Raw genomic sequence first — 26,297 nt, 5'->3', positions numbered from 1 at the left:
TCCTCAGCGGCGCCAGCGCGCCCCGCTCCGCGCGCTAGCACCGCTTGTTGCTCTTCTTCCCCTTGAGCTTCGCCGTGTTCTTCGGGCACACGTCCTTGATGGCCGCGGAGCGCTCCTTGTAGAGCGCCTTCATCTCCTCGAAGACCTGCGCCTGCGTTCGCTTGAGATCCTTCGTCTCCCCCGGATCCGCGACGAGATCGAAGAGGTCGAACGCGGCGTCGTCGCCGTACGCGATGAGCTTGTACTGCCCGTGGATGAGCGCCCTGCGCCGGTCGTTGTCGCTCGTGCGCGGAAGATCGACGATGACGTCGCGCGGCTCCGGCGTCGCGCCGTGGAGCTCGGGCACCAGGCTCTTGCCCGGGAAGGACGGCTCCGCCGGCGCGCCGGTCAGCTCCAGGATCGTCGGCGCCAGGTCGATCGAGCTGCGAGGCACGTCGATCCGGCGCGGGGTGATCCCGGGCGCCTGGATCATCAGCGGCACGTGGGTGAGCACGTCCCACACCTCGAAGCCGTGGCGGAACATCTTGTGCTCGCCGAACGCCTCGCCGTGGTCCGCGGTCACGATGATCGCCGTGTCCTTGGCCCACGGCTGCTGCGCGACGAAGTCCAGCAGCTTGCCCACGTGCATGTCGGTGAACCTGATCTCCCCGTCGTACTTGTCGCGGGCGCGCTTGCCGAACGGCGGGATCCCCTCGTGCGTCATGTAGACGTCGTGCGGATCGAGGAAATGGAAGTACGCGAAGAAGGTGCCCGAGGTGTTCGCCTTGTCGGAGAGCATCTTCATCGCGAGCTCGAGGTGCCCCGGGCTCGTGACGTTCCGGTCGGTCGTGTTGTCGGCCGAGAGCCCCGGCACGATCTCGTACACGTCGAAGCCCTGACGGAAGCCCGCCTTCTGGTCGAAGTAGAAGTGCGCGTGCGCGCTCATCGTCCGCACCCCGGCCTTCTGCAGGAGCTCCGGGAACATGAGGACGCTGTCGGGGTAGTTGCCGAAGAAGTAGCCGCTGCGATCGACCTCGCTCGGGTACCGGCCGGCGAGGAAGCCGCCGACGCTCATCGAGGTGTACGACGAGATCGCGTAGTGGCGCGTGTAGCTGACGGACTTCTTCTCGAACGCGGTGAGCACGGGCGCGATGTCGCGCTCGTAACCGTTCCACGGCATGTCCGCGCGCATGCTGTCGATCGAGACCACGAGGACGTTCAACCGATCGCGCTGCCCTGCCGGCGCCCCGTCGGTGCCGTCCTTCCTGTCCGTCCTGTCCGTCGCGGCGGTCGTCCCGGCGCTCTCTGCGGTGGCGGCCGGCGCCGCCGCCGCGGGCTCCTGCCGTGCCGCGGGCTCCGGCGTGCGCGCGGGCGGCGGCTGGCCGTCGCCGTCGCGGGAGCAGCCCGCCCCGGCGCTGGCGAGCGTGAGCGCGAGCGCCGCCGCGAGGCGCCGGCGGGCCAGGCGCGGGGGCGCCGTGGACGAGAGGGCCGGTGAGGACGGCGCCCGTGGGCCTTCCGGTCCCCAGGCGCACATGGGTGAAGCGAGCGTGTGCATGGCCGCGTGCATGGCCGCCGTCTTACTCCGACTCGCGCCGCTCCGCCAAAACCGCACACCTCGAGCGAGTTCCGCTATGCTGTCGGGTCATGGCCCCGGTCCCTCGGAACCCTCCGCCGCTGCCGCCCTCGGGCCGATCGCAACCGGGGGGGAGGCCGGCGCACGAGCCGCCGAGGCCGCTGCCGCCCGACGCGCCGCGGCGCGTCGGCGAGCACGTCAGCCAGGCGCTGAAGGACCACATCACCGAGATGGCGCTCGGCCTGCTCGAGGAGCAGATGCAGGCCCGCATCGTCCACTACCGCGCCGATCTCGAGACCAACCCCGAGCTCGACGCGGTCACCGCGCAGGTCGTCGCCCAGCTGAAGGTGATCCAGGCGTCGGCGGGCGCCGCGGATCGCGGGGCGAAGAACCGCGACGCGATCCGCGACGCGCACGAGAAGACGCTCTGCGCCCTGCTCGAGCGGGTCATCCGCGAGGACGGCATCTCGCTGCTCGTCGAGCGGCGGCTCAAGAAGATCCACAGGAACCTCGCCCGCCTGTTCTTCCAGTCCGAGCTCCACGAGAAGACGCGCGGCCGCGACGGCGCGCCGAAGGTGATCCACCACGGCGAGCAGGCGCTCTTCTACGTGCTGACCCGCTACAAGAACCGGATCGAGGCCGAGCTCGACGGCTTCGAGTTCGCGTCCGAGGACGCGCGGGAGCAGTCGTTCGAGCTGCTCGCGAAGCTGACGAAGGACATGCAGGACGCCTTCCTCTCGCGCCGGTCCAGCGAGCTCAGGCGCATCGTCTCGGTGGTCCACGCCGTGCTCGTCGACTTCTTCAGCGTGCAGCTCGCCCAGAGCCTCGGCGAGATCTCCGCGCGGGTCGTGCAGGACGCGCGGACGTTCGAGGGCAGGGCGTACGCGTACAAGCTGACGAGCGAGGCGTTCCCCCGCTTCCGCGCCGCGTTCGAGCGCCACCTCATGGTGATGCTCGTCGGCTTCGCCGAGGACGAGCTGGTCGCCCAGCTCGCCGACACGGCGGGCGCCGAGCGCGACGAGACGATCCTCTTCATCACCGATCCCCACCTCTTCAGCATGATCTGCGGCGAGGTCTGCGAGGGGCTCTACGAGTTCCTCTGCAACGAGGGTTTTCTCGACCTGCCGCCCGACTGGCGCCGCGCCTCGGCGGCGCCCTCCGACAGCTGACGCAAGCGAAACCCAGGGACATTCATGAGACGGAACGACGTCGCGCGGGCGGGATCCGGCCTGCTCCTCGCTCTCACGCTGCTCGCCGGCTGCGCGCGCGGCCCCGATGTGGACGCCTCGGGGCTCGCGCTGCGGCGCGTGGTCATCTACAGGAACGGCGTCGCGTATTTCGAGCGCCGAGGGCTCGTCGACGCCGATCAGGTGACCTTCCGTGTCCGCAAGGAGAAGGTCGGCGACTTCCTCGCGACGCTCGCGGTCATCGAGGCCGGCGGCAGCAGCGTCCGGAGCGCGTCGTTTCCGGTCGAGGTCGACGACGGATCCGGCGAGGACGAGGCGCCGGATGCGCTCGGGCCCGAGGTGACGCCGACGCCGAAGGACAAGGGCGCGGCGGCGCGGGCGAAGCAGCGCGACGACGAGCACGAGAAGGTGAAGCTCACCCTCGACGGGCGGGAGCACGATCTCGTGATCGGCTACGTGGCGGAGACGCCGGTGTGGAGGCCGTCGTACCGGCTCGTGATGGGGGTGGGCGGGGCGCAGGGCGCCGCGCCGCGCGCGGACTCCAAGCAGGCGCACCTCCAGGCGTGGGGCATCGTGCAGAACCTCTCGGGCGAGGACTGGAAGGGGGTGAAGCTGTCGCTCGTGGCGGGCGCGCCGCTCGCGTTCCAGGCGACGCTCGACCAGGCGGCGATCCCGCCGCGCCCTGTCGTCAGCGATCAGGGCGAGGTGATCGCGTCCGTGCCGACGAGCGAGACGACGCTGGCCGCCGAGGCCGCGCCGCCGCCACCGCCGCCCGTCGAGCCGGCGCCGGGCGACGCCGGCGAGGGGTACGCGTACGCGTTCGCAGACGAGGCCGAGCCCGAAATGGCGAAGGGCGGCGGCAAGATGCGGTCCGCGAGGCCGAGCGCGGCTGCCACGGCGCCCGCCGCGAAGCCGAGCGTGAGGCTGAGCGACCGCGACGACGCGCGCGCCGGCGGGCAACACGCGGGGCCGCAGTTGAAGCGGTCAGCGGCGGCGCCGGCGCCGCCGCCCATGGCGATGAACCCCTCGCCGCCGCGCAACATGAGCGCCCTCGCCGCGGTCGCGATGGAGGCGGGCACGACCCGCTACGACATCCCGTTCCCTGTCGACATCCCCGACAAGAGCGCGACGATGGTCCTGCTCCTGGCCCGGCAGGTCCCCGGCGAGTCGATCTTCCTGTTCGCGCCCGACGGCGGCGTGCCCGCGTCGAGCTCTCACCCGTTCCGGGTGGCGCGCTTCACGAACGACACGAAGGGGCTGCTGGAGCGCGGCCCCATCGCCGTCTTCGAGAACGGCGCGTTCCTGGGCCAGGGCATGGTCGAGCCGCTGCCGCCGGGGGCCACGACGACGGTGCCGTTCGCGCTGGAGCGGGGCCTCGCCGTCGACACGACGCGCGAGGAGAGCGCGGAGGGCGCGCGCATCGCGAAGATCGAGGGCGGCGCGCTCGAGATCGAGCGCGACTGGGTCACGCACACGAAGTACGCCGTCCGCAACGGCGCCGACCTCGCGGCGAGGACGCTCGTGAAGCACCCCCGCTTGCACGGGACGCGCCTGCACGCGCCCCCGAAGGGCACGGAGGACAACGTCGGCACGGGCAGCGCGCTCGTGCCGATCGACGTGCCGCGGCGGGGGACGGCGGTGCTCGACGTCGACGAGCGGCGGCTCTTCCGGCAGCAGATCGACTGGCTCGACCAGCTCGCCGACGACGCGGTGCAAGGCTACCTGAAGGACCCGCGCGCCGACGCGGCCGTGGCCAAGCAGCTCGGTCAGGCCTGGGACATCCGGGGCAAGCTCCGCCCGGCGATCGACGAGCGCGACAGGATCCTCGCCGAGCAGCAGCGCCTCGAGCAGCAGAGCCACGAGCTCCGCCAGAACCTCAGGGCCATCGAGAAGAACAAGACCGCCGACGAGCTCCGCCGCGACCTCACGGATCGGCTCGCGAAGGCGTCGGCGCGCCTCGACGAGATCACGAAGCGCGTCATCGTCCTCGAGATGCAGATCAACGAGCAGCAGATCCGCTTCCGCGATCTCACGAACGAGATCAAGCTCCTCGCCCCGCTGGCCCCCGTGCGCGCGGCTCCCTGAGCGCTGCTGTCCGGCTCCCCGGTCCCCGGTGGAAGGCGGCTCCCCGCTCCTGTGGGGGGCGGCCCCGCCACCGGGATCTCGGCCCGGCTACCTCGCTGGTTTGCCCGCGCTGGGCGGCTGCCGCACGGTGCCTGCGTGGGTCCAGCTCCGCTCCATGCCGGTCGCGAGCCAGGCCACCTCGACGCGCTCGCTCCCGAAGATCGCCGCGACGCGATCGCCCCACTGCGCGGGGGCGGGGAGCTCCACGCTCTTCTGGTCCTTGATGCTGCCGAGGGCCTCCGTGCCGACGAGGAACGTGGCGATCCCCTCGCTCGCGAACGCCGACACCGCGGTGCTCGGGACGAAGGGCGCGACCACCGCGCGCACCGTCGAGAGATCGGTCGCGCGCTCCGCGACCGCCCGCACCTCGTCGAGCGTCGACAGGACGAGCGCCACGCCGCCGGCCGGGTTGCCCTCCGCGGGCGCGGCCTGCCCCTGCTGGTCCGCGGCGGCCGCCGCGGGCGCCTCGGCCGGCGCAGGGGCGGCGCGCCCGCGCGCCCCGACCGCCGCGTGCCCGTTCACCTTCGGCACGCCGGCGAGCACGTCGAGCGTCAGCGGCCCCTTCCACGGCACCGCAGCGGGCGCCGGCGGCGGCTTCTTCGTGCTCACCTGCTCCCCCTTCTTGTCGCGGAGGATCAGCACGTCGTCGGTCGGCAGCGCCCGCGGCACGGTCACCCGCACCGGCCGCTTGAACGACCGCGGATCGCCGACCGCGCCCGTGGCCACCGCGTAGGCCAGGGTCTCCGCCGAGGCCACGACGAACGACGGCGCCCCGGCGATGCGCGGCTCCGGATCCGCGGTGCGCAGCGACAGGCTGCCGGGCGGCGGCGGGTAGATCTCCGACGTGACGACGCGCCTGTCCGGCTCGACGATGCGCGCGCCCGTCGCGACGAGATCGACGAGCGCGCCCGACTGCGCGAGCACCTCGAGCACCTGCCGCGACGGCGGCGCGACGAGCAGGTCGAGCCGCGACGGGACGCGCTTCGACTTGAGCAGCAGCGCCGCCGCGAGCATGTCGCGCAACGTCACGCCGGAGTCGCCTCCGAGGACGACCTGCGCCACGGGCTTGCCGGCGAGATCGCGGACGGGCCGGACCACGCCCTCCTCGTCCATGAGGAGCGGATCGACCGTGCCGAGATCGATCGAGACGACCTCCTCGCACGGCGCGCCCGGGTCCGGCACGAGCGCGCGGTGGGCCTTCGACCTGCGCTGATCGCGGAGGAAGACCTCCGTCTTCTCGTCGCTCACGAACAGCGCCGCCGCCGCGCCGACCTGCGGCGCGATGCCGCAGAGCACCGCGCGGTCGCCCACGGAGAGGAGCCGCGCGCTCGGCCCGGCGAACTCGAGGATCACCGGCGCGTGGTGCTCGCCTTCGATGCGGCGCACCACCTCGTCGAGGTTCCTGCGGAGCAGCTCGAGGGCGACGTCCCGCGCGCAGACGAAGGGCCGCACCCTGCCCGAGAGGTGGATCTGCACGCTGCGGGGCGGCCGGAGCCAGACCGAGCCCGTGGCGAGCGCCTGCCCGAGCTGGCTCGGCGAGACGACGAGCGACAGCATGCCGATGCCGCCGACGGTCGTGAGGCGCGGGTCGTCCGTGAGGGCGAGCCGCGCCGGCGCCGCGAAGCGCTCCAGGTGAACGGGCGCAGGGAAGCCGATGCCTGGCCGCGCGATCGGGATGTTGTACGTCGGGAACTCGGGCGACACCGAGTGCGGGCTGCCCTCGTCGATATCCGCGAGCGAGCTCGCGTCGGCCACGCAGGTGCCGTCGTAAGCGACGGCGACCTCGACCGGCGTCTTCTTCATGCCCGTGGCGATGGCCTCGGCCAGCGCGCGCGACGGCGCCCTGGAGAGGATCACCTGGTCGACCTTGACCTGGACGAGATCACCGCGCAGCTGAGGATCCGTCGCCCGCCCGGCGAGGATCTTCTGGGGCATCGTGCGGGGGGGATCCCCGGCTCGAGCACGCATAGATGTTGGGCCGTCCTTGTTTTTCTTGATGAGATGGCGGGTACGGCGCACGCCGCTCCCGACCACGTTTGACGTCGGCCCCCCGGCGAGACGCGCCGGTGGGATCCGCCTCCGGACCTTGCCGCGAGGCGAAAGAACGGCCGCACGTTAGCCGCTCGCCTGGACGAGGGTCAAGGCGTGCTTTGGAGCGGGCCCCCAGGGGCGGGAATCGCCCGGCTGGGACCAGGATGCAAGAGGCAAAGCGCCCGCCCGGTCCAACGTTTCGCCGCGCTTCGTCTGTCGTGTCGGGTTGCGTCTGTTGCGTCGGGTTGCGTCGGTTGCGTCTGTTGCGCTGCTCCACGATGGCAGGCGGCCGGTACGAGCTTTCGCGTCGCCGCCGCGCAGCATCCTCTGTCGTCAACGCCGCGCGCGGCCGTCTGCCATCGACCTGGCCGCGCGCGCCCGGCCGCCATCGGACTGGCCGCGCGCGGCCGAGCGGGGCGGGGCGACCATGAGGAGCGCCGGCTCTGCCGGGCTGCGGCGCGAGATGCCGGGCCAGGTTCGTTTGTTTTCCCGATCGTGCCGCGCTTGGGTAATCTCGGCGCATGTTCCAGGCCGTGCTGAAGGAAGTCGTAGAGAACACCGAGGGCGGCATCGCGACCCTTCTCATGGATTTCGAGGGGATCCCGGTCGACAGCTACTCCAAGCCGGGGGCCGCGTTCGACATCACCACCATCGGCGCGGAGTTCAGCGTCGTGTTGAAGTCGATCCAGCGCGCCGCCGAGATGCTCGACGCGGGCAACGCCGCCGAGATCGCGATCCAGGCGGAGAAGGTCACCACCCTGATCCGCGTCGTGAACAACTCGTACTTCGTGGCCTTCTCGATGACGCCCGACGCGAACATCGGCAAGGCCCGGTACCTCCTGCGCACCAAGGTGCCGGTGCTGCTGAAGGAGCTCGCCTGAGCGGCTTCAGCATCTCGGTCATCTCCGGGCCGAACCTCGATCGACTGGGCAAGCGCGAGCCAGCGATCTACGGCACGGCCACGCTGGATGACGTTCACCGCGCCGTCGAGGAGGCCGCGAAGGCCCGTGGCGCCTCGGTGTCGTGCATGCAATCGAACTGCGAGGGAGAGCTCGTGACCGCGATCAGCCACGCCGGCGATCGCGGCTTCCACGGCATCGTCCTCAACGCCGGTGCCTACACGCACACCTCCATCGCGCTCTATGACGCGATCCGCGCGAGCGCGCTTCCTACCGTCGAGGTGCACATCTCCAACCCGGACGGGCGTGAGCCGTTCCGCCGTCGCTCCCGCATCGCGCCTGCGTGCATGGCGCGCGTCGCGGGCTTCGGTCCGAGCTCGTACGTCCTCGGGCTGATCGGGCTGATCGGGCATCTGGAGAAGCTGCGATCCGACGAAAGAGGTTGAACATGCGCCGTCACTCTGGTTGAAAGGCGGCAAACATCGATGGCCGAACGTCCTTCCATGAACATCAACCTCAAGCAGTTGCGGGCGCTGGTACGCATCTTAGAGAAGCGCAACGTGAGCGACTTCGAGTTCGAGGACGAACACGTTCGCATTCGCCTCACGCGCGGAGGCCTCATCCCGCAGGGCGCGGCGCCGCATCTCGCGCCCGCCGCCTTCCAGATCCACGGCGCGCCGGTCGCGCCGCCGGCGGCGCCGCCCGCGGCGGCACCTGCGCCGGCCGCCGCGGCCGCTGCCGCGCCCGCGGAGGCGGCGAGCGACGAGGGGATCTCCTATGTGACGTCGCCGTTCGTCGGCACGTTCTACCGATCGCCGTCGCCCGATGCGCCCCCGTTCGTCGATGTGGGCAGCGCGATCCGCGTGGGTCAGGCGCTCTGCATCATCGAGGCGATGAAGCTGATGAACGAGATCGAGGCGGACTCTCCGGGCACGATCGTCGAGATCCTCGTCGACAATGGCAAGCCGGTCGAGTTCGGGCAGCGTCTCTTCAAGGTGCGGCGCAGCTAGCGCTGCCCGGGCGAGGGTGCCGTGTTCCAGAAGATCCTGATCGCCAATCGCGGCGAGATCGCGATGCGTGTCATCCGCGCCTGCCGTCTGCTCGGCATCCGCACGGTGGCCATCCACTCCGAGGCGGACGCCGCGGCGCTGCACGTCCGGTTCGCGGACGAGGCCGTGTGCGTCGGTCCGGCCGAGGCGTCGAAGAGCTACCTCAACATCCCGCAGATCATCGCGGCGGCGGAGGTCACGGGCGCCGACGCGATCCACCCAGGGTACGGGTTCCTCTCGGAGAACGCGAAGTTCGCCGAGCTTTGCAAGAAGTGCCGCCTCACGTTCATCGGGCCGACCGCGGAGGCGATGCGGACCTGGGGCGACAAGGTGTCCGCGCGCGAGGTCGCCAAGCGCTTCGGCATCCCCATGCTCAGCGGCACGGGCGTGCTCAAGAGCGCGGCGGACGCCGCCGAGCAGGCCGAGCGCGTCGGCTATCCGGTGATCCTGAAGGCCTCCGGCGGCGGCGGCGGCAGGGGCATGCGCATCGTCCGCGAGGCCGGCGAGGTGCAGCGCTCGTTCGAGATCGCGACGCAGGAGGCCCTGAGCGGCTTCAAGAACCCGGACGTCTACCTCGAGCGCTACGTCGAGGCGCCGCGCCACATCGAGTTCCAGGTGCTCGCGGATCAGCACGGGGGCGTGTGGACGCTCGGCGAGCGCGAGTGCTCGCTCCAGCGCCGGCACCAGAAGGTGATGGAGGAGTCGCCCAGCCCGGCGATGGACAACGAGAAGCGCTCCCGGATGGGCGACATCCTCCGGGCTGCGATCCTCGAGACCGGCTACACCGGCCTGGGCACGCTCGAGTTCCTGATGGATGAGCGAGGCGAGCTCTTCTTCATGGAGATGAACACCCGGGTCCAGGTCGAGCACCCCGTCACCGAGATGGTGACCGGCGTCGATCTGGTCGCGCAGCAGATCCTCGCCGCTGCAGGCGAGCGCCTCTCGCTCCCCGACACGCGGCCCTGGAGCTTCCGGGGCCACGCCATCGAGTGCCGGATCAACGCCGAGGATGCGCGCTCGTTCGTGCCGTGGCCGGGCCTCATCACGGAGTACCACTCGCCCGGCGGCGTCGGGATCCGCGTCGATTCGGGCGTGTACGGCGGTTTCCGCGTTCCCAGCTCCTACGATTCGCTCGTGGCCAAGGTGATCGCGCACGGCGCGAACCGGGCCGAGGCGATCGCCAGGCTCCGGTGCGCGCTCGACGAGTTCATCATCGGCGGCATCCGCACGAACATCCCGCTGCACCAGGCGCTGCTGCGAGATCCGGAGGTCGTCGCGGGCAACATCTCCACGCATACGATCGAGCGCGTCGTCTCGCAGGGGTTCTGACGCGACGCGCCGGCGCGGTTGACGTGTCGATGAGCGCGCAGCCGTTGCGTGCTTGACGCGCTGACCAGCGCAGGGCGCGCTCGAGTGAATGTTGCTCGAGCACCAGGTCGAAAGTGCGACCTGGTGCTATTTTACGTCGCTCTCGAGGCTGCGTGGGCAAGCCCTCGTCGGGTGAGCGAACCCCTTGAACTAGAAAGCATTTGCCGCGGGTATGGAAGCGAACGCTGGAGTGCAGGCTGACTTCTCTTCGTGGGTGCAGGCGACCTCCGATGCCTCCGAGCTCGAGCTCGGGCTCCCTGGTCTCGGCTACGCCGATCTCTTCGACCCTGCGAAGCTCGCCGAGCTGACGGAGCGGTTCGAGGAGTATTTCCACGCAGCAGACGAAGGTGCCTACGCGCGCTTCGACGCGTACCGGGCCTCGCTGCGCGCGGCGCAGGCGGAGGCCTCCGGCGCCGAGGGCGGCGGCGCGGGCCGGCCCGCGCTCACGCCGGAGCAGGTCTCTGAGGCGCTCCTCGCGGCGGCGCCCCACGTCGGCCGGTTCGTGGCGATGCTCTTCCGGGTCGAGCGGGAGACGCAGGCGCAGATCGACGCGACCCTCGAGCGGAGCGCGCTGTGGGACTTCAAGCGCGAGTTCTCGAAGAAGCGCCTGTTCAAGCCGAACCCGGGGAAGGCGTGGCGGGGCACGCACGTCGAGGCGGCGCACGCGGCGCGGCGGTCGCTCGCGGCCATGGGCGCGCCTGCGAGCGCGCTCGACGGCGGCTCCGCCGCGGAGGAGCTCGCGATCGCGCGCGCGACGCTCGCCCTGATCGAGGTCGACGAGATCGCGCGCAAGGCCGCGAAGGCCGGCGGCGCGAAGTGGACGGACGAGCTCCGCGAGCGGGCGGCGAGGGTGCGCGCGGCGTTGCGGGAGGACCCGGCGCTCGCCGAGGGCGTGGCGCCGGCGGCGGCCGTCGCCGGCGCGGAGCCGACGGAGGCCGAGGACGGGGCGGTCGTGGCGCTCGCGCTCGACGCCGTCGAGGCGTGGCTCGCGGCGCGCCGCGCGGACGAGCACGATCCGGCGCGGCGGTGGCCGACGCTGAAGGCGCCGCGCACGCTCGACTACCAGGAGCTCGTCCAGCTGCAGAGGAAGGGCGCGAACGGCGGCCCGGGCTCCGCCGAGCTCCTCGTCGGCCCCGAGCACGAGCGGAGGGACCGCGACGGCTTCGCGCTGACCGACCGTCGCGCGCCGCCCCGCGAGGTCGAGAGCCAGGTCGACTACTGCCTCTTCTGCCACGATCGCGACAAGGACTCGTGCTCGAAGGGCCTGCGCGACAACAAGACGGGGGCGATCAAGGCGAACCCGCTCGGCGTCGAGCTGAACGGCTGCCCGCTCGACGAGAAGATCAGCGAGATGCACACCATGCGGGGGCGGGGCGAGTCGATCGCCGCGCTCGCGCTCGTCTGCGTCGACAACCCGATGTGCCCCGGCACCGGTCACCGCATCTGCAACGACTGCATGAAGGCGTGCGTCTTCCAGAAGCAGGAGCCGGTGGACATCCCGCAGATCGAGACCGCGGCGCTCACGGACGTGCTGTCGCTCCCGTGGGGCCTCGAGATCTACGGGCTCCTCACGCGCTGGAACCCGCTCGACGCGCTGCGGCCGCACGCGCTCCCGTACAACGGCAAGAACGTGCTCGTCGTCGGCCTCGGCCCGGCCGGCTACACGCTGTCGCACCACCTCACGCGGCAGGGCTTCGCGTGCGTGGCGATCGACGGGCTGAAGATCGAGCCGCTGCCGGTCGAGCTCACGGGCGACGAGTCGCGCCCGCCGCGTCCGGTCAAGGATTTCAAGCGGCTCTACACCGAGCTCGACGAGCGCGTCCTCCTCGGCTTCGGCGGGGTGAGCGAGTACGGGATCACGGTGCGATGGGACAAGAACTTCCTCACCGTCCTGTACGTCACGCTCGCCCGGCAGCGGCTGCTCCGGATCTACGGCGGCGTGCGGTTCGGCGGGACGATCGATCTCGACGACGCCTTCCGGCTCGGGTTCCACCACGTCGCGATCGCGGCGGGCGCGGGGCGCCCGACGATCATCCCGCTCAAGAACAACCTCGCGCGCGGCATCCGCAAGGCGTCGGACTTCCTGATGGCGCTCCAGCTGGCCGGGGCCTACAAGCGCTCGGCGCTCGCGAACCTCCAGGTGCGCCTGCCGGCGGTGGTGATCGGCGGCGGCCTCACGGCGATCGACACCGCGACGGAGCTCGCCGCGTACTACGTCGTGCAGGCCGAGAAGACGGCCGACCGGCTCGACGCGCTGGTCGCGGAGCGCGGAGAGGCCGCCGTCCTCGCGATGTTCGACGAGGAGGAGCGGGAGTTCCTGGTCGAGCAGCGGCGCCACGCGGAGGAGATCCGCGACGAGCGCGCGCGCGCCGCGCGCGAGGGGCGCCCACCGCGCTTCCAGGGCCTGATCGACGCGTGGGGAGGCGTCTCGCTGGTCTACCGGAAGCGGCTCATCGACTCGCCGGCGTACCGGCTGAACCACGAGGAGGTCGCCAAGTCGCTCGAGGAAGGCATCCGCTACGTCGAGAACCTCGCCCCGGTCGAGGCGGTGCTCGACGAGCGCGGGTGCGTCTCCTCGCTCGTCTTCGACCGGCAGGAGATCGTGGACGGCAAGTGGCGGAGCGCGGGGCAGGCGGTCTCGATCCCCGCCCGCACCGTGTGCGTCGCGGCCGGGACGAGCCCCAACGTCACGTACGAGAAGGAGCGCCCGGGCTCGTTCGTGTTCGACAAGTGGCGGCAGTTCTTCCAGGCGCACCGCGCCTACGTCGACGAGGGCGGCGCGCTCAAGGTGGAGCCGGCCAAGCCGCGGGAGGGCTTCTTCACGAGCTACAACGACGGCGAGCACGCGGTGAGCTTCTACGGCGACAACCACCCCCACTACGCGGGGAGCGTCGTGAAGGCGATGGCGAGCGCCAAGGACGCGTACCCGTCCGTCGTCGCGCTGTTCCGCCACGACATCGCCCGGCTCGGCGAGGAGCCGCAGGCCGCGCGCGACGCGCGGCGGCGCGACCTCTTCGCCCGCCTCGATCACGACCTCGGCGCGGTGGTCGAGCGGGTCGAGCGGCTCACGCCGACGATCGTCGAGGTGGTCGTGCGCGCGCCCGCGGCGGCGCGGAAGTTCGAGCCCGGGCAGTTCTACCGGCTGCAGAACTACGAGGTGCGCTCGCCCGTGATCCGCGGCACGCGGCTCGCGATGGAGGGCCTCGCGCTCACGGGCGCGTGGGTCGACAAGGAGAAGGGGCTGCTGTCGCTCATCGCGCTCGAGATGGGCGCGTCCTCCCGCCTGCTCGCCGCGCTGCGCCCGGGCGAGGAGGTCGTCGTGATGGGGCCGACCGGGACGCCCACGGACATCCCCGAGGGGGAGACCGTGCTGCTCGCCGGCGGCGGGCTCGGCAACGCCGTGCTGTTCTCGATCGCGAAGGCCCTGAAGGCGCGCGGCGACCGCGTGATCTACTTCGCCGGCTACCGGCGGGGCGAGGATCTCTTCAAGCAGGACGAGATCGAGGTCGCGACCGACCAGGTCGTCTGGTGCACGGACGGCGGCGCCGAGATCCCCCCGCGGCGCGCGACCGACCGCCACTTCCGCGGCAACATCGTCCAGGCGATGAGGGCCTACGCCGAGCGCCAGCTCGGCGGCGAGCTGGCGGCCCTCTCGGAGGTCCGTCGCATCATCGCGATCGGCTCGGACAAGATGATGAACGCCGTGCGCGAGGCGCGGCACGGCGTGCTGGCGCCGCACCTGGATCCGAAGCACGTGGGCATCGCGAGCATCAACTCGCCGATGCAGTGCATGATGAAGGAGGTCTGCGCGCAGTGCCTCCAGCGGCACGTGGACCCCGAGACGGGCAAGGAGACGCTGGTCTTCTCGTGCTTCAACCAGGACCAGCTCATCGACCACGTCGACTTCAAGAACCTCGCCGCGAGGCTCCGGGCCAACACGGTGCAGGAGAAGCTGTCGAACGCCTGGCTCGATCACCTGCTGGCCGAGCGCCCCACGCTCCGGCACGTGTGACGCCGGCTCGGGGCCTCGGCGTTCCGAGGCCTCGCCGCCGCGCAACGCGGGAAGGCGGCCTCGACAGCGTCTCGTCGGCTCGAGGCGCGCGCGGCCGCGCATGGTGGGGGCGCGGCCGCGCGCGGGCGTCCCCGGTCAGCTGCCCGCGGGCAGCTTGATCTTCGGCTCCTTGGGGTGGCGCCGGTACAGCAGGATCGTCCGCCCCAGCGTCTGCGCGACGGCGGCGCGGAGCCGCTCGGAGAGCGTGTCGGCGACGTCGTCCAGCTCGTCCGGGCACTCGGTGCCCAGGCGTACCTTCACGAGCTCGTGCCGCTCCAGGGCGGCGTCGACGGCCGCGACGACGCCGTCGGTCAGGCCGGCCTTGCCGAGCTGCACGACCGGGTCGAGGTGATGCCCCAGCGCGCGGAGATGGCGGCGCTGCTTTCCTGTCAGATCCAAAGCGTTCGGCCTTTCTTGAGGCGGTCGCGCGATTCGGGCGCTCGATGGTCGAGGGGACGTCCCTGTCGCGGTCGCGCGCGAGGTCATACTGGCCTCCGGGCCAAGCGAAAAGGGCGCGCCGCTCGGACTCTTCGCGCGACGCGCGAATCGCTCAAGCACCAGCGCCGGTAAACCGGGGCATGCAGCATGGGTGGGGTAAACGTGGGTTTTGTGGGTATATGTGCGATGAAAGCCGGCGCGGCGCAAGCGGGCGGCGCTCACCAGGGGTCCCGGGCGCTCTGGGTTTTTCTTGACGTGGCCGTGCAACAGGCATCCCCTTGATCTGGCGGCCGGCAGCTCGACGGGGGGCTCGAGCGCTCGGATCGACACCGACATGGGCTCATCGAGCGACCGAGATGCGGTAGCGGGGCAGGACGCCGAGCTCCCTCGGCTGGACGAGGGGTCGGACCCGATCGAGCTCACGGTCCATGACGAGGTGAGCCCCTGTCCGTACCTGCCTGAAGCCGAGGCGCGGATGCCGCTGCGCGTGCCCATCCGTCCGCTCACGCGTGCGGAGTTCGACCATCGGCTCGTCGCGGGCAACCGCCGTCATGGCAAGCTGCTCTACCGCACCCAGTGCCCCTCCTGCCGCGCGTGCGAGCCGATCCGGATCGTCGTTCGCGACTTCGTCCCCGGCCGCACGCAGCGCCGGGTGCTCCGCCGTGGAGAGCGGGTGGTGGACGTCGAGATCGGCCCGCCCGTGACCACGCGCGAGAAGATCATCCTGTACAACCGGCACAAGCACGGCCGGGGGTTGATGCGCGATGACGGTCCGCTCGGCGCCGAGGGGTACGAGGCGTTCCTCGTGGACAGCTGCTGCGAGACGTTCGAGATGCGCTATCGCGTCGGCGGCCGCCTCGTCGGGGTCGCCGTCGTGGATCGGGGGCAGGATTCGCTGTCCGCTGTCTACTCCTTCTATGAGCCCGAGCTGGAGCCGCTGAGCCCCGGTGTCTTCTCGATCCTGAAGCAGCTCGAGCTGTGCCGTTCCTGGGGCCTCCGGTACCTGTACCTCGGCCTTTACGTCGAGCGCTGCTCGCGGCTGGTCTACAAGGCCCAGTACCTGCCGCACGAGCGGCTCATCGATGGCCGCTGGCGGCGCTTCGAGCGGCAGGCGCCTGCGGCGCCATGACAGGAGCACGCCGCTGGATTTCGCGAGCGCGCCGCTCGGCGTCTCGTGGCAAGGACGTACCCATGTGGAATCGCGCTCTCGCTTTCACCTCGTGCGCTGTGCTCTGGGCTCTGCTCGTCGTTGCGTGCGGCGACACGAGGCCGATCTTCGACACCGCCGCCGGCGGCGCCGGGGGCGCCGGCTCGTCGGCAGGCGGGGAGGGCGGAGCAGGCGGCGGTGAGGCCGGCGGCGACGGCACGGCCGGCGGCGACGGTACGGCCGGCGGCGACGGTACGGCCGGCGACGACGGTACGGCCGGCGGTGGCGGCACCGGCGGCGGTGACGGCACCGCGGGTGGCGGGGCAGGCTAGGCAGGCCGGCGCCGCGTTGCCCGCGGGGCCGGTTGTGTTCCGGAATCGCCGGGCCTAAGCACGCTCGCGTGCATCCGCTCGCAGACAAGGTCCTCGCCCGCGACACGCGCGCGACGGCGCGGGCCTGCCGGCTCGTCGACGATCGCGTCGGCGACTATGCCGCGATCCTGAAGGATCTCTTCCCCCATACCGGCCGCGCCTGGGTCCTCGGCGTGACGGGGAACCCGGGGGCAGGCAAGAGCACGCTCACCGATCGGCTGATCAGCGTGTTCCGGGGGCAGGGGCGCCGCGTCGCCGTGGTGGCGGTCGATCCCACGAGCCCGTTCACCGGCGGCGCGATCCTCGGCGACCGCATCCGCATGCAGGCCCATTTCGGCGATCCCGACGTGTTCATCCGGTCGATGGCGACCCGGGGCGCGCTCGGCGGGCTGTCGCGCTCGGTGGTGGACGTCGTGCGGGTGCTCGACGCCTGGGGCGCGGACGTCGTGGTGGTCGAGACCGTCGGCGTCGGGCAGGACGAGCTCGAGATCACCCGGATGGCGCACACCACCCTGGTCGTCGCCGCGCCGGGGATGGGCGACGAGGTGCAGGCGATCAAGGCGGGCATCCTGGAGTGCGCCGACGTCTTCGCCCTGAACAAGGCCGACCGGGACGGGGCCGACGCGGCGGTGCGCGATCTGGAGCTCATGATCGCGCTCGGCGGCGAGGTGGCCGCGGCCTCCGGACGGGCGCGTGGGCACAGCGCCGCGGCGCTCCACGCCCGCGCGCAGAGGGCGCCCTCTCCAGGTGGCGAGCCCGTCGAAGGCCCGTGGGAGCCCGTGATCGCGCGGACCGTGGCCACACGTAACGAGGGCGTGGCGGCGCTCGTGGACAAGCTGGAGGGGCACCGGGCATGGCTGTTCGGGACCGAGGCCGGCGCTGCGCGCCGAGAGGAACGCCTGCGCGAGGCGATGCACGTGCAGCTCCGCGACGCGCTCACCGACGCCGCCGTCGCCGCGCTCGGCCCCGCGCTCGAGGCCGCCGTGCATTCCGTCGCGCGGCGCGAGGTCGACCCCTACACGGCGTCGGAGCGGCTCGTCGCCGCCTTCCGCAGCGCCGGCGCCGTCACGCCTGGCGCCGCCGTCGCGCCCGGCGGCGGGACCTGAGCGGCGGCCAGGAGCCGGCTCATGTCGACCGCGCGGCAGCGCTAGTCGATGCAGCGATCCAGCGCGTCTTTCTCGGGTTTACAGGACGTACTCCACTTATCGTCGCGGTTGCAGATCCCTGTGTCGTCCTCGCACTCCAGGAGCGCGTCGTACTGGTCGACGCAGCCGCGGCGGTCGGCGTCCACGTACCTGTCATCGTAGCGATCGAGGCAGTCGCCGTACTCGCGGTCGCTGCACCCCTCGCAGTCGCACTTGTAGTCGCAGAGATCGTCCTCCAGAGGGCTGCACGCCGCGGTGAAGAGGCAGGCAAGGGTGAGGATCATGTGCGAAGCCTTCATTGGCCCAAGGTTATCCCGCGTCCTCGGCCCCAGCGCGATAAACAGCGCGCCGGGCGCCGAGCGACGATGAGCCGCGTTCGCCTGCTTCCCACCTTCCGCCGGTGCGCTCGACACCCACTTTGCGCGCAGCGCGGCCGGCGCTCACGGCGCGGCGCCGCGGCGCCGTGGGGGCTTGCGCCCCACGTTCTCTGCGCGGAACGCGCTCGGGCACGCGTCGCTGATCCCGCAGCCTCCGCACGCTGGCTTCCTCGCGAAGCAGATCCGGCGGCCGTGGAAGATCAGCGTGTGGGACAGCATATCCCAGTCGCGCCGCGGGAAGAGCGCCACGAGGTCGCGCTCGATCTGCTCTGGCTTGTCGCTGGTCGTCCACCCGAGCCGCTGCGACACGCGCTGCACGTGGGTATCGACCACGACGCCCTCCGGCGCTCCGAAGGCGACGCCGAGCACCACATTCGCCGTCTTGCGCCCGACGCCAGGCAGCTTCACGAGCTCGGCGAGCGTCCTCGGCACCTCGCCGCCGTGCCGCTCGATGAGGCCTCGCGCGAGCCCCACGATGTTCTTCCCCTTCTGGTTGAACATGCCCATCCCGAGCCGCTTGAGGAGCGCGCTCACCTCGGCGGCATCGGCGCTGGCGAGGGCGCGGGCGTCGGGATACGCGCCGAACAGGTGGGGGGTCACCTTGTTGACCAGCACGTCCATCGTCTGGGCGCTGAGCACCGTCGCGACGAGGAGCTCGAACGAGGATCGATGATCCAGCTCGCAGTGGGCGTCCGGGTGCAGCGCCCGCAGCCGCGCGAACGTGGCCGGAGGCGCGCTCGGCGCTGCGCGTGCCGGCGCCGGCCGAGCCGCGTCGGCGAGCGCTGTCGCCTTCTTGGGCCGCGGCCCGCGCGTCGTCGCCGCCATGGAAGCACCCCCGCGAGCCGCCTTGCCCGGCCGCTTCGCCGGTGGTGCGACGCCCTCGCCTCGATGTTGGCTCGCGGGACCGACAGCGGTGGACGCGGGCGGCCGGCGCGCGCCTCGCCCAGTCGGGACGAGGTCTCGCGCGCGACCGCCCTCCGCCGTTTCAGCTGACGAAGGCGCGCTTCCGCGTCTCATGCTCATCGAGGAGCTTCTCGACGCTCGCGAGCGCGTTCTCCACCGACTCTTGCACCATCTGCAGCACCGTCGTCGCCGAGCCCTTCAGCGCCTCGTAATAGCGCTGCCGCTCGGTCGAGTGGATGATCGACGGAGGCAGGCCCGTGCGGAGCAGCAGCATGTTCATGAACAGCCTCGCGACCTTGCCGCTGTCGTTCGGGAACGGGTAGACCCGCAGCAGATCGTAGTGCGCGCGCGCTGCGATCCGGATGCCGTTCCGCGTCTTCCGCGTCTCGGGGTCGTTCAGCCAGTCGATGATCTGACGCACCTTGTAGGCGATCTTGTCCGGCGGAGCGTACTCGTGGAAGTAGAGCCGGTGCTGGGGGATGTCCTTGCGGTATTTCACCGTCTTGAGGTCCCCCTCCTCCGGATGGAGGATCAGGTACAGCTTCTTCATGCAGTCGAGCGTGAGCGGGGCCCGCTTGTTCTCGCCCTGCTCGCGCACGTACGCGATGGCCTCCTTGTGCCGCCGGATGTCATCGTACGTCGGCTGAAGGCTCGAGTCCGCCACGAGCGGCGCCGGGCCGGCGAGGGCCGCGCGCAGCTCGTCGAACGTGTAGACCACCCCTTCGAGCGCGCTGTCGTGGTAAATCCACGACATATCGAGGCTGTCGATGTAGCGCCGCCGGAAGTCCTCCGACTGCGCGCTCAACCGCTGCTCGATGATCGCGCTGCGCTCCTCGATGGTGGCGCGCCGAGGCGGCGGCAGCATCGGCAGCGGCAGGGTGACCACCCGCGGCGCCTCCCGGAGCGGGGCGCGACCCGGACGGCGCTCGATCGACGCCCCGGCGCTCTTCCCCTTCGCCACGCCCGGCCGCGCGCTCTTCTTGTCGACGACCGGCCTGTCGCTCGTGCGCGACGGCCTGTCGCTCGCCCGGCGCGGTCGCTCGGCCTCGCCCGGCGCTGCCTGCTCCCTCACGTCCTTGAGCTTTAGCTTCTCCTTGAGCTTCGGCTTCTCCTTGGGCGTCGGCTGGTCGTCGAGCCTCAGCTTCAGCTTCTTGCGGAGCTTCGTCGGCTCCGCCGCCGGCGCCGCGAGCGCCCGCTCGGAGCGCGCCGCGATCTTTTTCCGGACGAGCCTCGGCTTGGCGGCCTTGACCCGCGCGAGCCTCGGCTTGGTGGCCTTGACCCGCGCGAGCCTCGGCTTGGTGGCCTTGACCCGCGCGACCTTCGTCTTCGCGGCCTTCGCCTTCCGCGCCCGCCCGGCGACCGCCCTGGTCTTCGCGGCCCTGGCCTTCGTGGCCCTCGGCTTCGCGACCCTGGCGCGGGTCACCCTGGCCTTCGTGGCCTTGGCCCTCGCCGTCTTCGCCCGCGTCGCCTTGGTCTTCGCCGCCCTCGCCTTGACCTTCGTCGCCCTGGCCTTCGCCCTGGCCTTGGTGGTCCTGAGCTTGGCTGCGGTGCGCGTCGACCTGGCCTTCGTCCTGGCCGCGGCCTTCTTCGCCTTGGAAGCGCTCGTTCGCTTCGCGGCCGCGCGGGTGGCCTTCTTCGCCCTCCCGACCGCCGCTTTTTTCCTCACGCCCGTACGGGTTGCCCGCGCCGGCGCGCGCGCCGCCTTGCGCCGCGCCGGGGCCGCCGACTTGCGGGCGGTCGCCCGTTTTGTCGTGGTTTTCCGGCGCTTTGCCGCCTTCACGGCAGCGGTGCGTCGCGCAGCAGGACGAGAGGACGCGGCCTTCCGCTTCGGCTTGCGCGCGGCTGAGCGGGCGGCAGGCTTTGCCTTCCGCGTCCGCGCTGTCGAGGCTGCTCGCCTCGAGCTTGCCGCGCTGGCCTTGGTCGCTCTCTTCCGGTCTTTTTTCGAAGTTTTTCGGGTCTTCTTTGCCGCCATGGGCGTGCTTTCACACAATCGCTCAGGCTGCCCGCTGCCACGCTGCGGCGAGCTAACATACGATCGAAAAGGCCTAATGCCGGCCAGCAGCCTAGCAATTTGGGGATTTATCCGTCAACCAGTCCGGTGCAGAAGTGGGCAGGAAGCGACATCCCACAGCTGGATCGTCGGTGATCCAGTTGACCCGCCCTGCCAGTTTGCGCCCGCGGTCCTGGCAGGCGCAGCTCGAGGCCGGGCGCGAGCGCTCCGCGACCGAGGGGCCGGCCCTCAGCTGTCGATGTTGATGCCGAGCCGCTGCCGGATGGCGAAATACTCCTCGCTGGCCGCGTAGAGCGTGAGCTCCTTGAGCCTCTCCTTGTGGGGGAGGGCGGCGCTCGCCTCGTCGGTCGCCTTGATCATCTCCTGCGCCAGCTCGAGGTCGTTGGCGAGGAGGAAGCCCGCGCGGTCGGCCGTCAGGTCGACGCCGGACACCCAGCGCTTCAGGTCGATGGCGCCGGCCTGGAGCAGCTTCGTCACGGCGCTCGCGAGCTGATCGCGCGCAGGCCCGACGAGGATGGGCTCCAGGACCGCCAGGTCGTCCATCACCGGCCCCTCGAGCTCCTTCGTGATCGGGAACGTGGGCGAGATCAGCTTGATCGCCGCGAACAGCCAGGCGCGCAGGCCGGTGCCCGTCGGCACCAGGTGCCGGAGGTACATGCCCGGCCGGTAGTAGGTGAGGTGGCGGGCCGCGATGAACGCGGCGGCCTGCGTGGGCAGGTCCATCTGGAGCGCCGCGGCGCCGAGCACGATCGCCGGGACGTGCGCGTGGAGGAACGAGACGCCGCCGCCGTCGTTCGGATCCTGGAACGTGAGCGGCGGCGCGAGGCCCAGGACGCCCGCCGCGTAGTAGAGCGTCTGCGACATCGGGTAGGGGTGGCGCGAGAGATCGAGCTGGTAGGCGAGCTGGTAACCGAGCTCCTCCAGCGGCTGCCCGTTCTTCCTGAGCACGGCCGGCTCGATGACGCCGAAGACCGCGGTCAGGAGCGGATCCGCGTCGGGGTGGACGAGCGCCGCCGCCCACGCGCGGTCGTCGAGCGGCTGCTGCGCCGCCGCGGCCGTGTCGGGGCGCAGGCGCCGGAAGAAGCGCTCCTCGTCCGGCTCGGCGGCGCTGAGGCAGCAGAGCACCTGGCACAGACAGAACGCCGCGTCGGCGCGCTTCGCCTCGGTGTACATCTTCCGGAGCAGCCGGTACGCGTCCGGCTTGTACGGGTTGCGCCGCAGGATCGGGGCCTGCGCGGCCACCGCCTTGTCCAGGTACTCCGCCGGGTTGCTCGCGTAGAGGTTCGCCAGGAGCTCGTTCCGCGCCTCGCTGTCCGGATCGAGCGTCTGCGCCGCCTCGTAGGCGTCGATCGCCTCGCTCATCCAGCCGAGCTTGTCCTTGTAGAGGGCGCCCAGCCGGTCGAACGTCTCGAGCATCCTCGCCGTGTCGTTCTCCTCGGTCGCCCGGTCGAGCTCGACCTTCAGCAGGCGCTCCACCTCCTCGTGGTCACCCTTCTCGCCGCGGAGGTCGATCGCCTCCGCGAGCGCCCGGGTGAGCGACGGGTCGAGCGCCAGCACCTCGTCGTAGAACGTGGCGGCCCGGTCGAGATCGCCGAGCTGACGCGCGCTCACGATCGCCGCCGTGTGCAGGTACTTCGCCTTCTGCCGGCTGTCGTCGATCTTGGCGGCGAGCTTGAGGACGATGTCGACGAGCTTCGACCAGTCCTTCTCCTCGCTGTAGAGCTGCATCAGCTTCGTGAGGATCTTCCGGTCGTCCGGGCGCTCGTCCAGCGCCGCAACGTAGCTCTTCGCGGCGCGCGCCCGGTCGTGGAGGTGCGCCGCGAGCAGGTCGCCGATCTCGAGCAGGAGCGCGCTCCGGTCCTCGCCGGCCACCATGTCGAGCCGCCGTTGCTTGACGCGCACGACCTCCTCCCAGTCCCCCTTGGCCTCGAAGGCCCTGGAGAGCAGGGCGAGCGGGGCAGGGGACTCCGGGAGGAGATCGGCGGCGCCGTTCAGCGCGGCCACCGCGCCGTCCGGGTCGCCGGCCGCGAGCCTCGCCTCGCCGAGCCCGAGGAGCGCCTCCGCCCGATCGCGCTCCGGCAGGCCGGCGCCGAAGCGGTCCACGAGGCGGCCGTAGAGCTCCGCGGCCTCCTTCGCCCTGCCCGCGTCGAGGTTGACCCTGGCGGCCCGCGAGAGCGCCGCCGGATCGTCCGGCGCGAGCGCGAGCAGCGCCTTCACCGTGCCGATCGCCTTGCCGCTCGAGCCGCTCTTGCCGAGCGCGTCGACGTAGCGGAGCAGCAGCTTGAGCCCCTGCTCCTTCGGCAGGACGTCGAGCCGGCTCGCCAGGAGCTCGTAGTGCCGCGCCGCCTCGAGGAAGCGGCCCGCCTCGAACGCGAGATCGCCCGAGATCATGAGCCCGAGCACGCTCGTCGGATCGAGGTCGACCGCCCTCGTCGCCGCCTCGGCGGCGCGCTCGTCGTCCTTGAGGCGCTCGCGGAGGAGCAGCGCCATCTCGCCGTACAGGCGGCCCTTGGCGAGGTTGCCATCCGCGACCTCGGCCTCGCGCGCGATGAGCTCGACGGCGCTCGTCGCGTCGCCCCGGGCGAGGTAGGCCGCGCGCAGCGCCGAGGACGCGCCCGCGTTCTGCGGCTGCGCGTCGAGGGCCATCTTGTAGCGCTCGATCGCCCCGTCCCGATCGCCCTTCTCCTCGAGCATCTTCGCCGCGCGGATCCAGAGATCGGCCCTGCTCTCCGCGGTCTTCGCCGTCGCCGCGAGCGACTCGATCGCGCTCAGCGCCGCCGCGGCGTCGCCCGTCGCGGCCCGCACGTGCGCGAGCGACTCCAGCGCCCCGGCGTGGTGGGGATCGATCGCGAGCACCCGCTCGTACGCCTTGCGGGCGCGCTCGGGCGAGCCGACCTGATCGAGGAGCACGCGCCCCATCGCGAGCAGCAGCTCCTCCCGGCGCTTGTCGTCGGGCACGATGCCGAGCTGCCGCTCGTACAGCGACACCACGTCCTCCCAGCGATCGAGGGCGCGGTAGTGCCGCCCGAGCGCGGCGAGCGAGCCCTCGTGCGCGCTGTCGATCCTGAGGATCGCCTCGAGGGCCTCGGCCGCCTTCGCGTGGTCGAGGAACTCCTCGTCGTGGATGCCGGCGATCCGCTCGTAGAGGTTGATCTTCTGGCGCGGCGTCGCGCTGACGTCGATCTGTCGCGCCAGGTTCTGGAGCAGCGCCGCGTAGCTGCCGGCGCGGCTGTGGATGCGATCGAGCCCGCGCAGGGCGGTCAGGCTGGCCGGATCGAGCTCGAGCGCCGCCTCGTAGCGGCGCGTCGCCTCGCCCAGGTCGCCGAGCCGGTCCTCGTAGAGCTCGGCGAGCTTGCACATCGTGTCGACGCGCTCCTCGCCTCGCAGCGCCTCCGCGCGCCGCTCGAGGATCTTCGCGTAGCCCGCGTGATCCTCGGCGCGCCGGTAAATCCGGAGCAGCGCCTCGCACGTCCTCGTGTGCCCGGGGTCCTCGGTGAAGATCTGCTCGTACAGGTCGCGCGCGCGGCCCGCGTCGCTCAGCTTCGTCTCGAGGAGCTCGGCGGCCGCGGCGCGGAGGTCGCGCGCCTCGCCCGGGGTCGCGGCGCGATCGGCCCGCGAGAGCAGCACCTGGACGAGCTCCTGCCACTGCTGGGCGCGGCGGTAGACCTGCGAGAGGCCCTCCAGCGCCTCCTCGTTCGCGGGGTCGAGCCCGAGCACGAACTGGAAGCACGGGATCCCGAGGTCCGCCCGCGCGACCTTCTCCGCATACCAGGGCCCGAGCCGGTTGAAGAGCGCGAGCTTCGCCTCGGCCGGCATCGCCTCGTCGGTGCTCGCCTGGCTCAGGATCTGGAGCGCCTCGGACCAGATCTTCACGTCGTTGCCGGCCGCGCGCTCCAGGTCGACGGCGTACGCGTCCTGCTCCGGATCCTGGGCGAGCGCCTGGGCGAAGGCGAACACCCCCTGGTCCTTGTCGTCGAGCTCCCGCACGTAGAGGTGCCCGATCTCGTTGAGCGCCCGGGCGCGCTCGCCGGCGGTCTCGGCGCGCTCGCTCCGCTGGAGGAGCATCTCCACGAGCTCCTCGTGCTTGCCCAGCGCCTTGCGGAGCTCCTCGAGCGCGGTGAAGGCGATGTCGTCGCCCGGGGCGAGCTCGAGGAGGCGCAGGTAGACCGCCTCCGCCTTGTCGTGCAGCCGCCCCTTCTCGTAGATCCTGGCCGCCCGGAAGTGCAGGAGCTTCTTCGCCGCGACCGCCGGGTCGTCGCCCTGACCGGGCGCCGAGCCCGCGTCGATCTGCTCCGAGGCCATCACGAGCGCCTCGGCCACGCGCCCCGGGTCCGCTCCCCGATCGACGGCCGCCTCGACGGCGAGCGCGAGCTCCGTGTCCGTGGGGCTCGCGACGAGCCGATCGATGAGGTCGTTCAGCTGCGCGCCCTCGATCGCCGCCTCCTGCTGCTGCGGCTTGCCGAGCGGCTCGATCGCGTCGAGCACCGCGCGCGTCCCCCTCGGCCGGGCGTCCTGCGCTTTCGCGAGCAGGCGCCCCGAGAGCTCGTCGATGTCCTTGCCCACCCAGCCGCGCGGCGCGACCGCGCTCGGCGGCGGCGGCGGCTCGATGAGGTGGGCGACGGCGACGTCGACCGCGGCGGCGCCCGAGAACACGGGCTTGCCCGTGAGGAGCTCGAAGAGCAGCGCGCCGAAGGCGTAGAGATCGCTCGCGGGGCCGACGCCCTCGCCGCGCAGCTGCTCGGGGCTGGCCGCCTCGACGAGCTCCGGGCTGGACCACCCGGCGCCGAGCCGGTCGCCGCCGACGTCGACGAGGACCGGGAGCGGCTCCCCGTCCTCGCCGCGGGCCACGACGACGTTCTCGAGCTTGAGCGCGCCGTGGACGAGGCGCTGCTCGTGGAGCGCGGCGAGGCCGCTGAGGATCCCGCGGAGCAGCGGCTTCGCCTCGTTGATGTGGATCGGCCCCGAGCGCGCGAGGCGCGCCGAGAGCGGCAGCCCGTCGATGTGCGCGTACGCCACGAACGCCCGGCCGCCCACGATCCCCGCGTCGATGCCGCTCGCCAGGTTCTCGTGGTGCACCTGCGCGGCCAGGCGGACGTGGGTGAGGTACCTGCGCACCGCCCGGCTGTCCCGGGTCGCCTCGCGCCGGAGCACCTTGAGCGTCCGCGGCTCGGTCCCCCGGGTCGCCGCGTAGACCAGGGCCCGGGGGCCCTCGCCGATTTTTCTCGTGACGATGTAGTCGCCGAACGCCTCGCCGGGCCCGATCTCCTCGAGCAGGCCGAGCCCATGGGCGCCGAGGGCGCGGACGCGCGCGTCGACCTCTGCGCGCGAGGCGATGACGGCATCGATCAACGCATCGATGGCGTCGCGCTCCACGCAATGATCCGTGAGGGCGCGCGCGAAGGAGGCCTTGGAGGCGCTGCCCCCGATCTCGGCCGGGCTGAAGCCGAGGAGGTCGGACGACAGGGCCATCATTTCATCGAGCGAGAAGAGGCGCTCGAGCTCGCCTCGGACGATATCAAGGGACATGGGACTCCTCGGGCCGACCCCTCGTGCCGGCGTCGCGCGCGCAGCGGACCTGCCGGACGGCGGGGGACGTGGGTCATGCTAGCGAAGCTTGGGGCTCCATGCGACATCCGACGAACGC

At 71.7% G+C, this 26,297-nt stretch carries 18 protein-coding genes; 11 read left to right on the top strand and 7 right to left on the bottom strand.

Features of this window, described 5'->3' with window-relative positions:
- Positions 1 to 34 precede the first annotated feature (34 nt).
- On the bottom strand, positions 35 to 1,546 hold the full coding sequence (locus tag WMF27_RS19650; RefSeq protein WP_437767357.1) for a sulfatase: 1,512 nt from the start codon (positions 1,544 to 1,546) through the stop codon (positions 35 to 37).
- Between the two features lie 77 nt (positions 1,547 to 1,623).
- Between WMF27_RS19650 and WMF27_RS19645 the strand changes: the two genes are divergently transcribed.
- Together WMF27_RS19645 and WMF27_RS19640 are read left to right on the top strand one after the other, a co-directional pair.
- Positions 1,624 to 2,721, top strand: coding sequence for a hypothetical protein (locus WMF27_RS19645; RefSeq protein ID WP_437767358.1), 1,098 nt, complete (start codon positions 1,624 to 1,626; stop codon positions 2,719 to 2,721).
- Positions 2,722 to 2,745: 24 nt separating this feature from the next.
- Positions 2,746 to 4,824 carry a hypothetical protein gene (locus WMF27_RS19640; protein WP_437767359.1) on the top strand — a complete coding sequence of 693 codons (2,079 nt, stop codon included), beginning with the start codon at positions 2,746 to 2,748 and terminating at the stop codon, positions 4,822 to 4,824.
- A gap of 87 nt (positions 4,825 to 4,911) precedes the next feature.
- Here the strand turns inward: WMF27_RS19640 and WMF27_RS19635 are convergent, their stop codons facing one another.
- The gene (locus tag WMF27_RS19635) at positions 4,912 to 6,798 is read right to left on the bottom strand and encodes an aconitase family protein (protein WP_437767360.1); all 1,887 of its coding nucleotides are present in this window, start codon (positions 6,796 to 6,798) and stop codon (positions 4,912 to 4,914) included.
- Positions 6,799 to 7,415: 617 nt separating this feature from the next.
- On the opposite strand from WMF27_RS19635, the gene WMF27_RS19630 reads away from it, so the two are divergent.
- The 5 genes from WMF27_RS19630 (at position 7,416) to WMF27_RS19610 (ending at position 14,222) form a co-directional block, all read left to right on the top strand.
- Positions 7,416 to 7,775: a roadblock/LC7 domain-containing protein gene (locus WMF27_RS19630; RefSeq protein WP_012236555.1), complete on the top strand. Its 360-nt coding sequence runs from the start codon at positions 7,416 to 7,418 to the stop codon at positions 7,773 to 7,775.
- Positions 7,772 to 8,239, top strand: a complete 468-nt coding sequence (locus WMF27_RS19625) for a type II 3-dehydroquinate dehydratase (protein ID WP_437769833.1) — start codon at positions 7,772 to 7,774, stop codon at positions 8,237 to 8,239. Before WMF27_RS19630 ends, WMF27_RS19625 begins: the two co-directional genes overlap by 4 nt.
- Positions 8,240 to 8,296: 57 nt before the next feature.
- Positions 8,297 to 8,803 (top strand): acetyl-CoA carboxylase biotin carboxyl carrier protein, encoded by a 507-nt coding sequence (gene accB, locus WMF27_RS19620; RefSeq protein WP_437944382.1) that lies wholly within the window; start codon positions 8,297 to 8,299, stop codon positions 8,801 to 8,803.
- A 21-nt stretch (positions 8,804 to 8,824) separates the two neighbouring features.
- Positions 8,825 to 10,171 (top strand): acetyl-CoA carboxylase biotin carboxylase subunit, encoded by a 1,347-nt coding sequence (accC, locus tag WMF27_RS19615; protein WP_437767362.1) that lies wholly within the window; start codon positions 8,825 to 8,827, stop codon positions 10,169 to 10,171.
- A 211-nt stretch (positions 10,172 to 10,382) separates the two neighbouring features.
- Positions 10,383 to 14,222: an FAD-dependent oxidoreductase gene (locus WMF27_RS19610; protein ID WP_437767363.1), complete on the top strand. Its 3,840-nt coding sequence runs from the start codon at positions 10,383 to 10,385 to the stop codon at positions 14,220 to 14,222.
- A gap of 135 nt (positions 14,223 to 14,357) precedes the next feature.
- Here WMF27_RS19610 and yhbY read toward each other — a convergent pair whose 3' ends face one another.
- Positions 14,358 to 14,660, bottom strand: a complete 303-nt coding sequence (yhbY, locus tag WMF27_RS19605; RefSeq protein ID WP_012236550.1) for a ribosome assembly RNA-binding protein YhbY — start codon at positions 14,658 to 14,660, stop codon at positions 14,358 to 14,360.
- 373 nt (positions 14,661 to 15,033) lie between these two features.
- Between yhbY and WMF27_RS19600 the strand changes: the two genes are divergently transcribed.
- From WMF27_RS19600 to meaB, 3 genes are all read left to right on the top strand, one after another.
- Complete coding sequence (locus WMF27_RS19600) at positions 15,034 to 15,828, top strand: arginyltransferase (protein ID WP_437944380.1); 795 nt, start codon at positions 15,034 to 15,036, stop codon at positions 15,826 to 15,828.
- A gap of 62 nt (positions 15,829 to 15,890) precedes the next feature.
- Complete coding sequence (locus WMF27_RS19595) at positions 15,891 to 16,178, top strand: hypothetical protein (RefSeq protein ID WP_437944379.1); 288 nt, start codon at positions 15,891 to 15,893, stop codon at positions 16,176 to 16,178.
- A gap of 68 nt (positions 16,179 to 16,246) precedes the next feature.
- On the top strand, positions 16,247 to 17,323 hold the full coding sequence (gene meaB, locus WMF27_RS19590) for a methylmalonyl Co-A mutase-associated GTPase MeaB (RefSeq protein WP_437944378.1): 1,077 nt from the start codon (positions 16,247 to 16,249) through the stop codon (positions 17,321 to 17,323).
- Positions 17,324 to 17,364: 41 nt separating this feature from the next.
- Here the strand turns inward: meaB and WMF27_RS19585 are convergent, their stop codons facing one another.
- The 3 genes from WMF27_RS19585 to WMF27_RS19575 all read right to left on the bottom strand — a co-directional run bounded on the left by WMF27_RS19585 (position 17,365) and on the right by WMF27_RS19575 (position 20,065).
- The gene (locus tag WMF27_RS19585; protein ID WP_437718824.1) at positions 17,365 to 17,646 is read right to left on the bottom strand and encodes a hypothetical protein; all 282 of its coding nucleotides are present in this window, start codon (positions 17,644 to 17,646) and stop codon (positions 17,365 to 17,367) included.
- Positions 17,647 to 17,802: 156 nt separating this feature from the next.
- Positions 17,803 to 18,564 carry an endonuclease III gene (nth, locus tag WMF27_RS19580; RefSeq protein ID WP_437944377.1) on the bottom strand — a complete coding sequence of 254 codons (762 nt, stop codon included), beginning with the start codon at positions 18,562 to 18,564 and terminating at the stop codon, positions 17,803 to 17,805.
- Positions 18,565 to 18,724: 160 nt separating this feature from the next.
- Positions 18,725 to 20,065 carry a Fic family protein gene (locus WMF27_RS19575; RefSeq protein WP_437944376.1) on the bottom strand — a complete coding sequence of 447 codons (1,341 nt, stop codon included), beginning with the start codon at positions 20,063 to 20,065 and terminating at the stop codon, positions 18,725 to 18,727.
- On the opposite strand from WMF27_RS19575, the gene WMF27_RS19570 reads away from it, so the two are divergent.
- Positions 20,031 to 20,945: a hypothetical protein gene (locus tag WMF27_RS19570; protein ID WP_437767371.1), complete on the top strand. Its 915-nt coding sequence runs from the start codon at positions 20,031 to 20,033 to the stop codon at positions 20,943 to 20,945. The genes WMF27_RS19575 and WMF27_RS19570 overlap by 35 nt on opposite strands.
- On the opposite strand, the gene WMF27_RS19565 is transcribed toward WMF27_RS19570, so the two are convergent.
- On the bottom strand, positions 20,882 to 26,179 hold the full coding sequence (locus WMF27_RS19565) for a protein kinase domain-containing protein (RefSeq protein WP_437944375.1): 5,298 nt from the start codon (positions 26,177 to 26,179) through the stop codon (positions 20,882 to 20,884). The two genes, WMF27_RS19570 and WMF27_RS19565, sit on opposite strands and share 64 nt — an antisense overlap.
- Positions 26,180 to 26,297 lie beyond the last annotated feature (118 nt).

Origin of the sequence: Sorangium sp. So ce281 (assembly GCF_051527395.1) — a bacterium.
GTDB classification, from domain to species: Bacteria; Myxococcota_A; Polyangia; order Polyangiales; family Polyangiaceae; genus Sorangium; species Sorangium cellulosum_B.
This window is presented reverse-complemented; position numbering and strand designations above follow the sequence as displayed.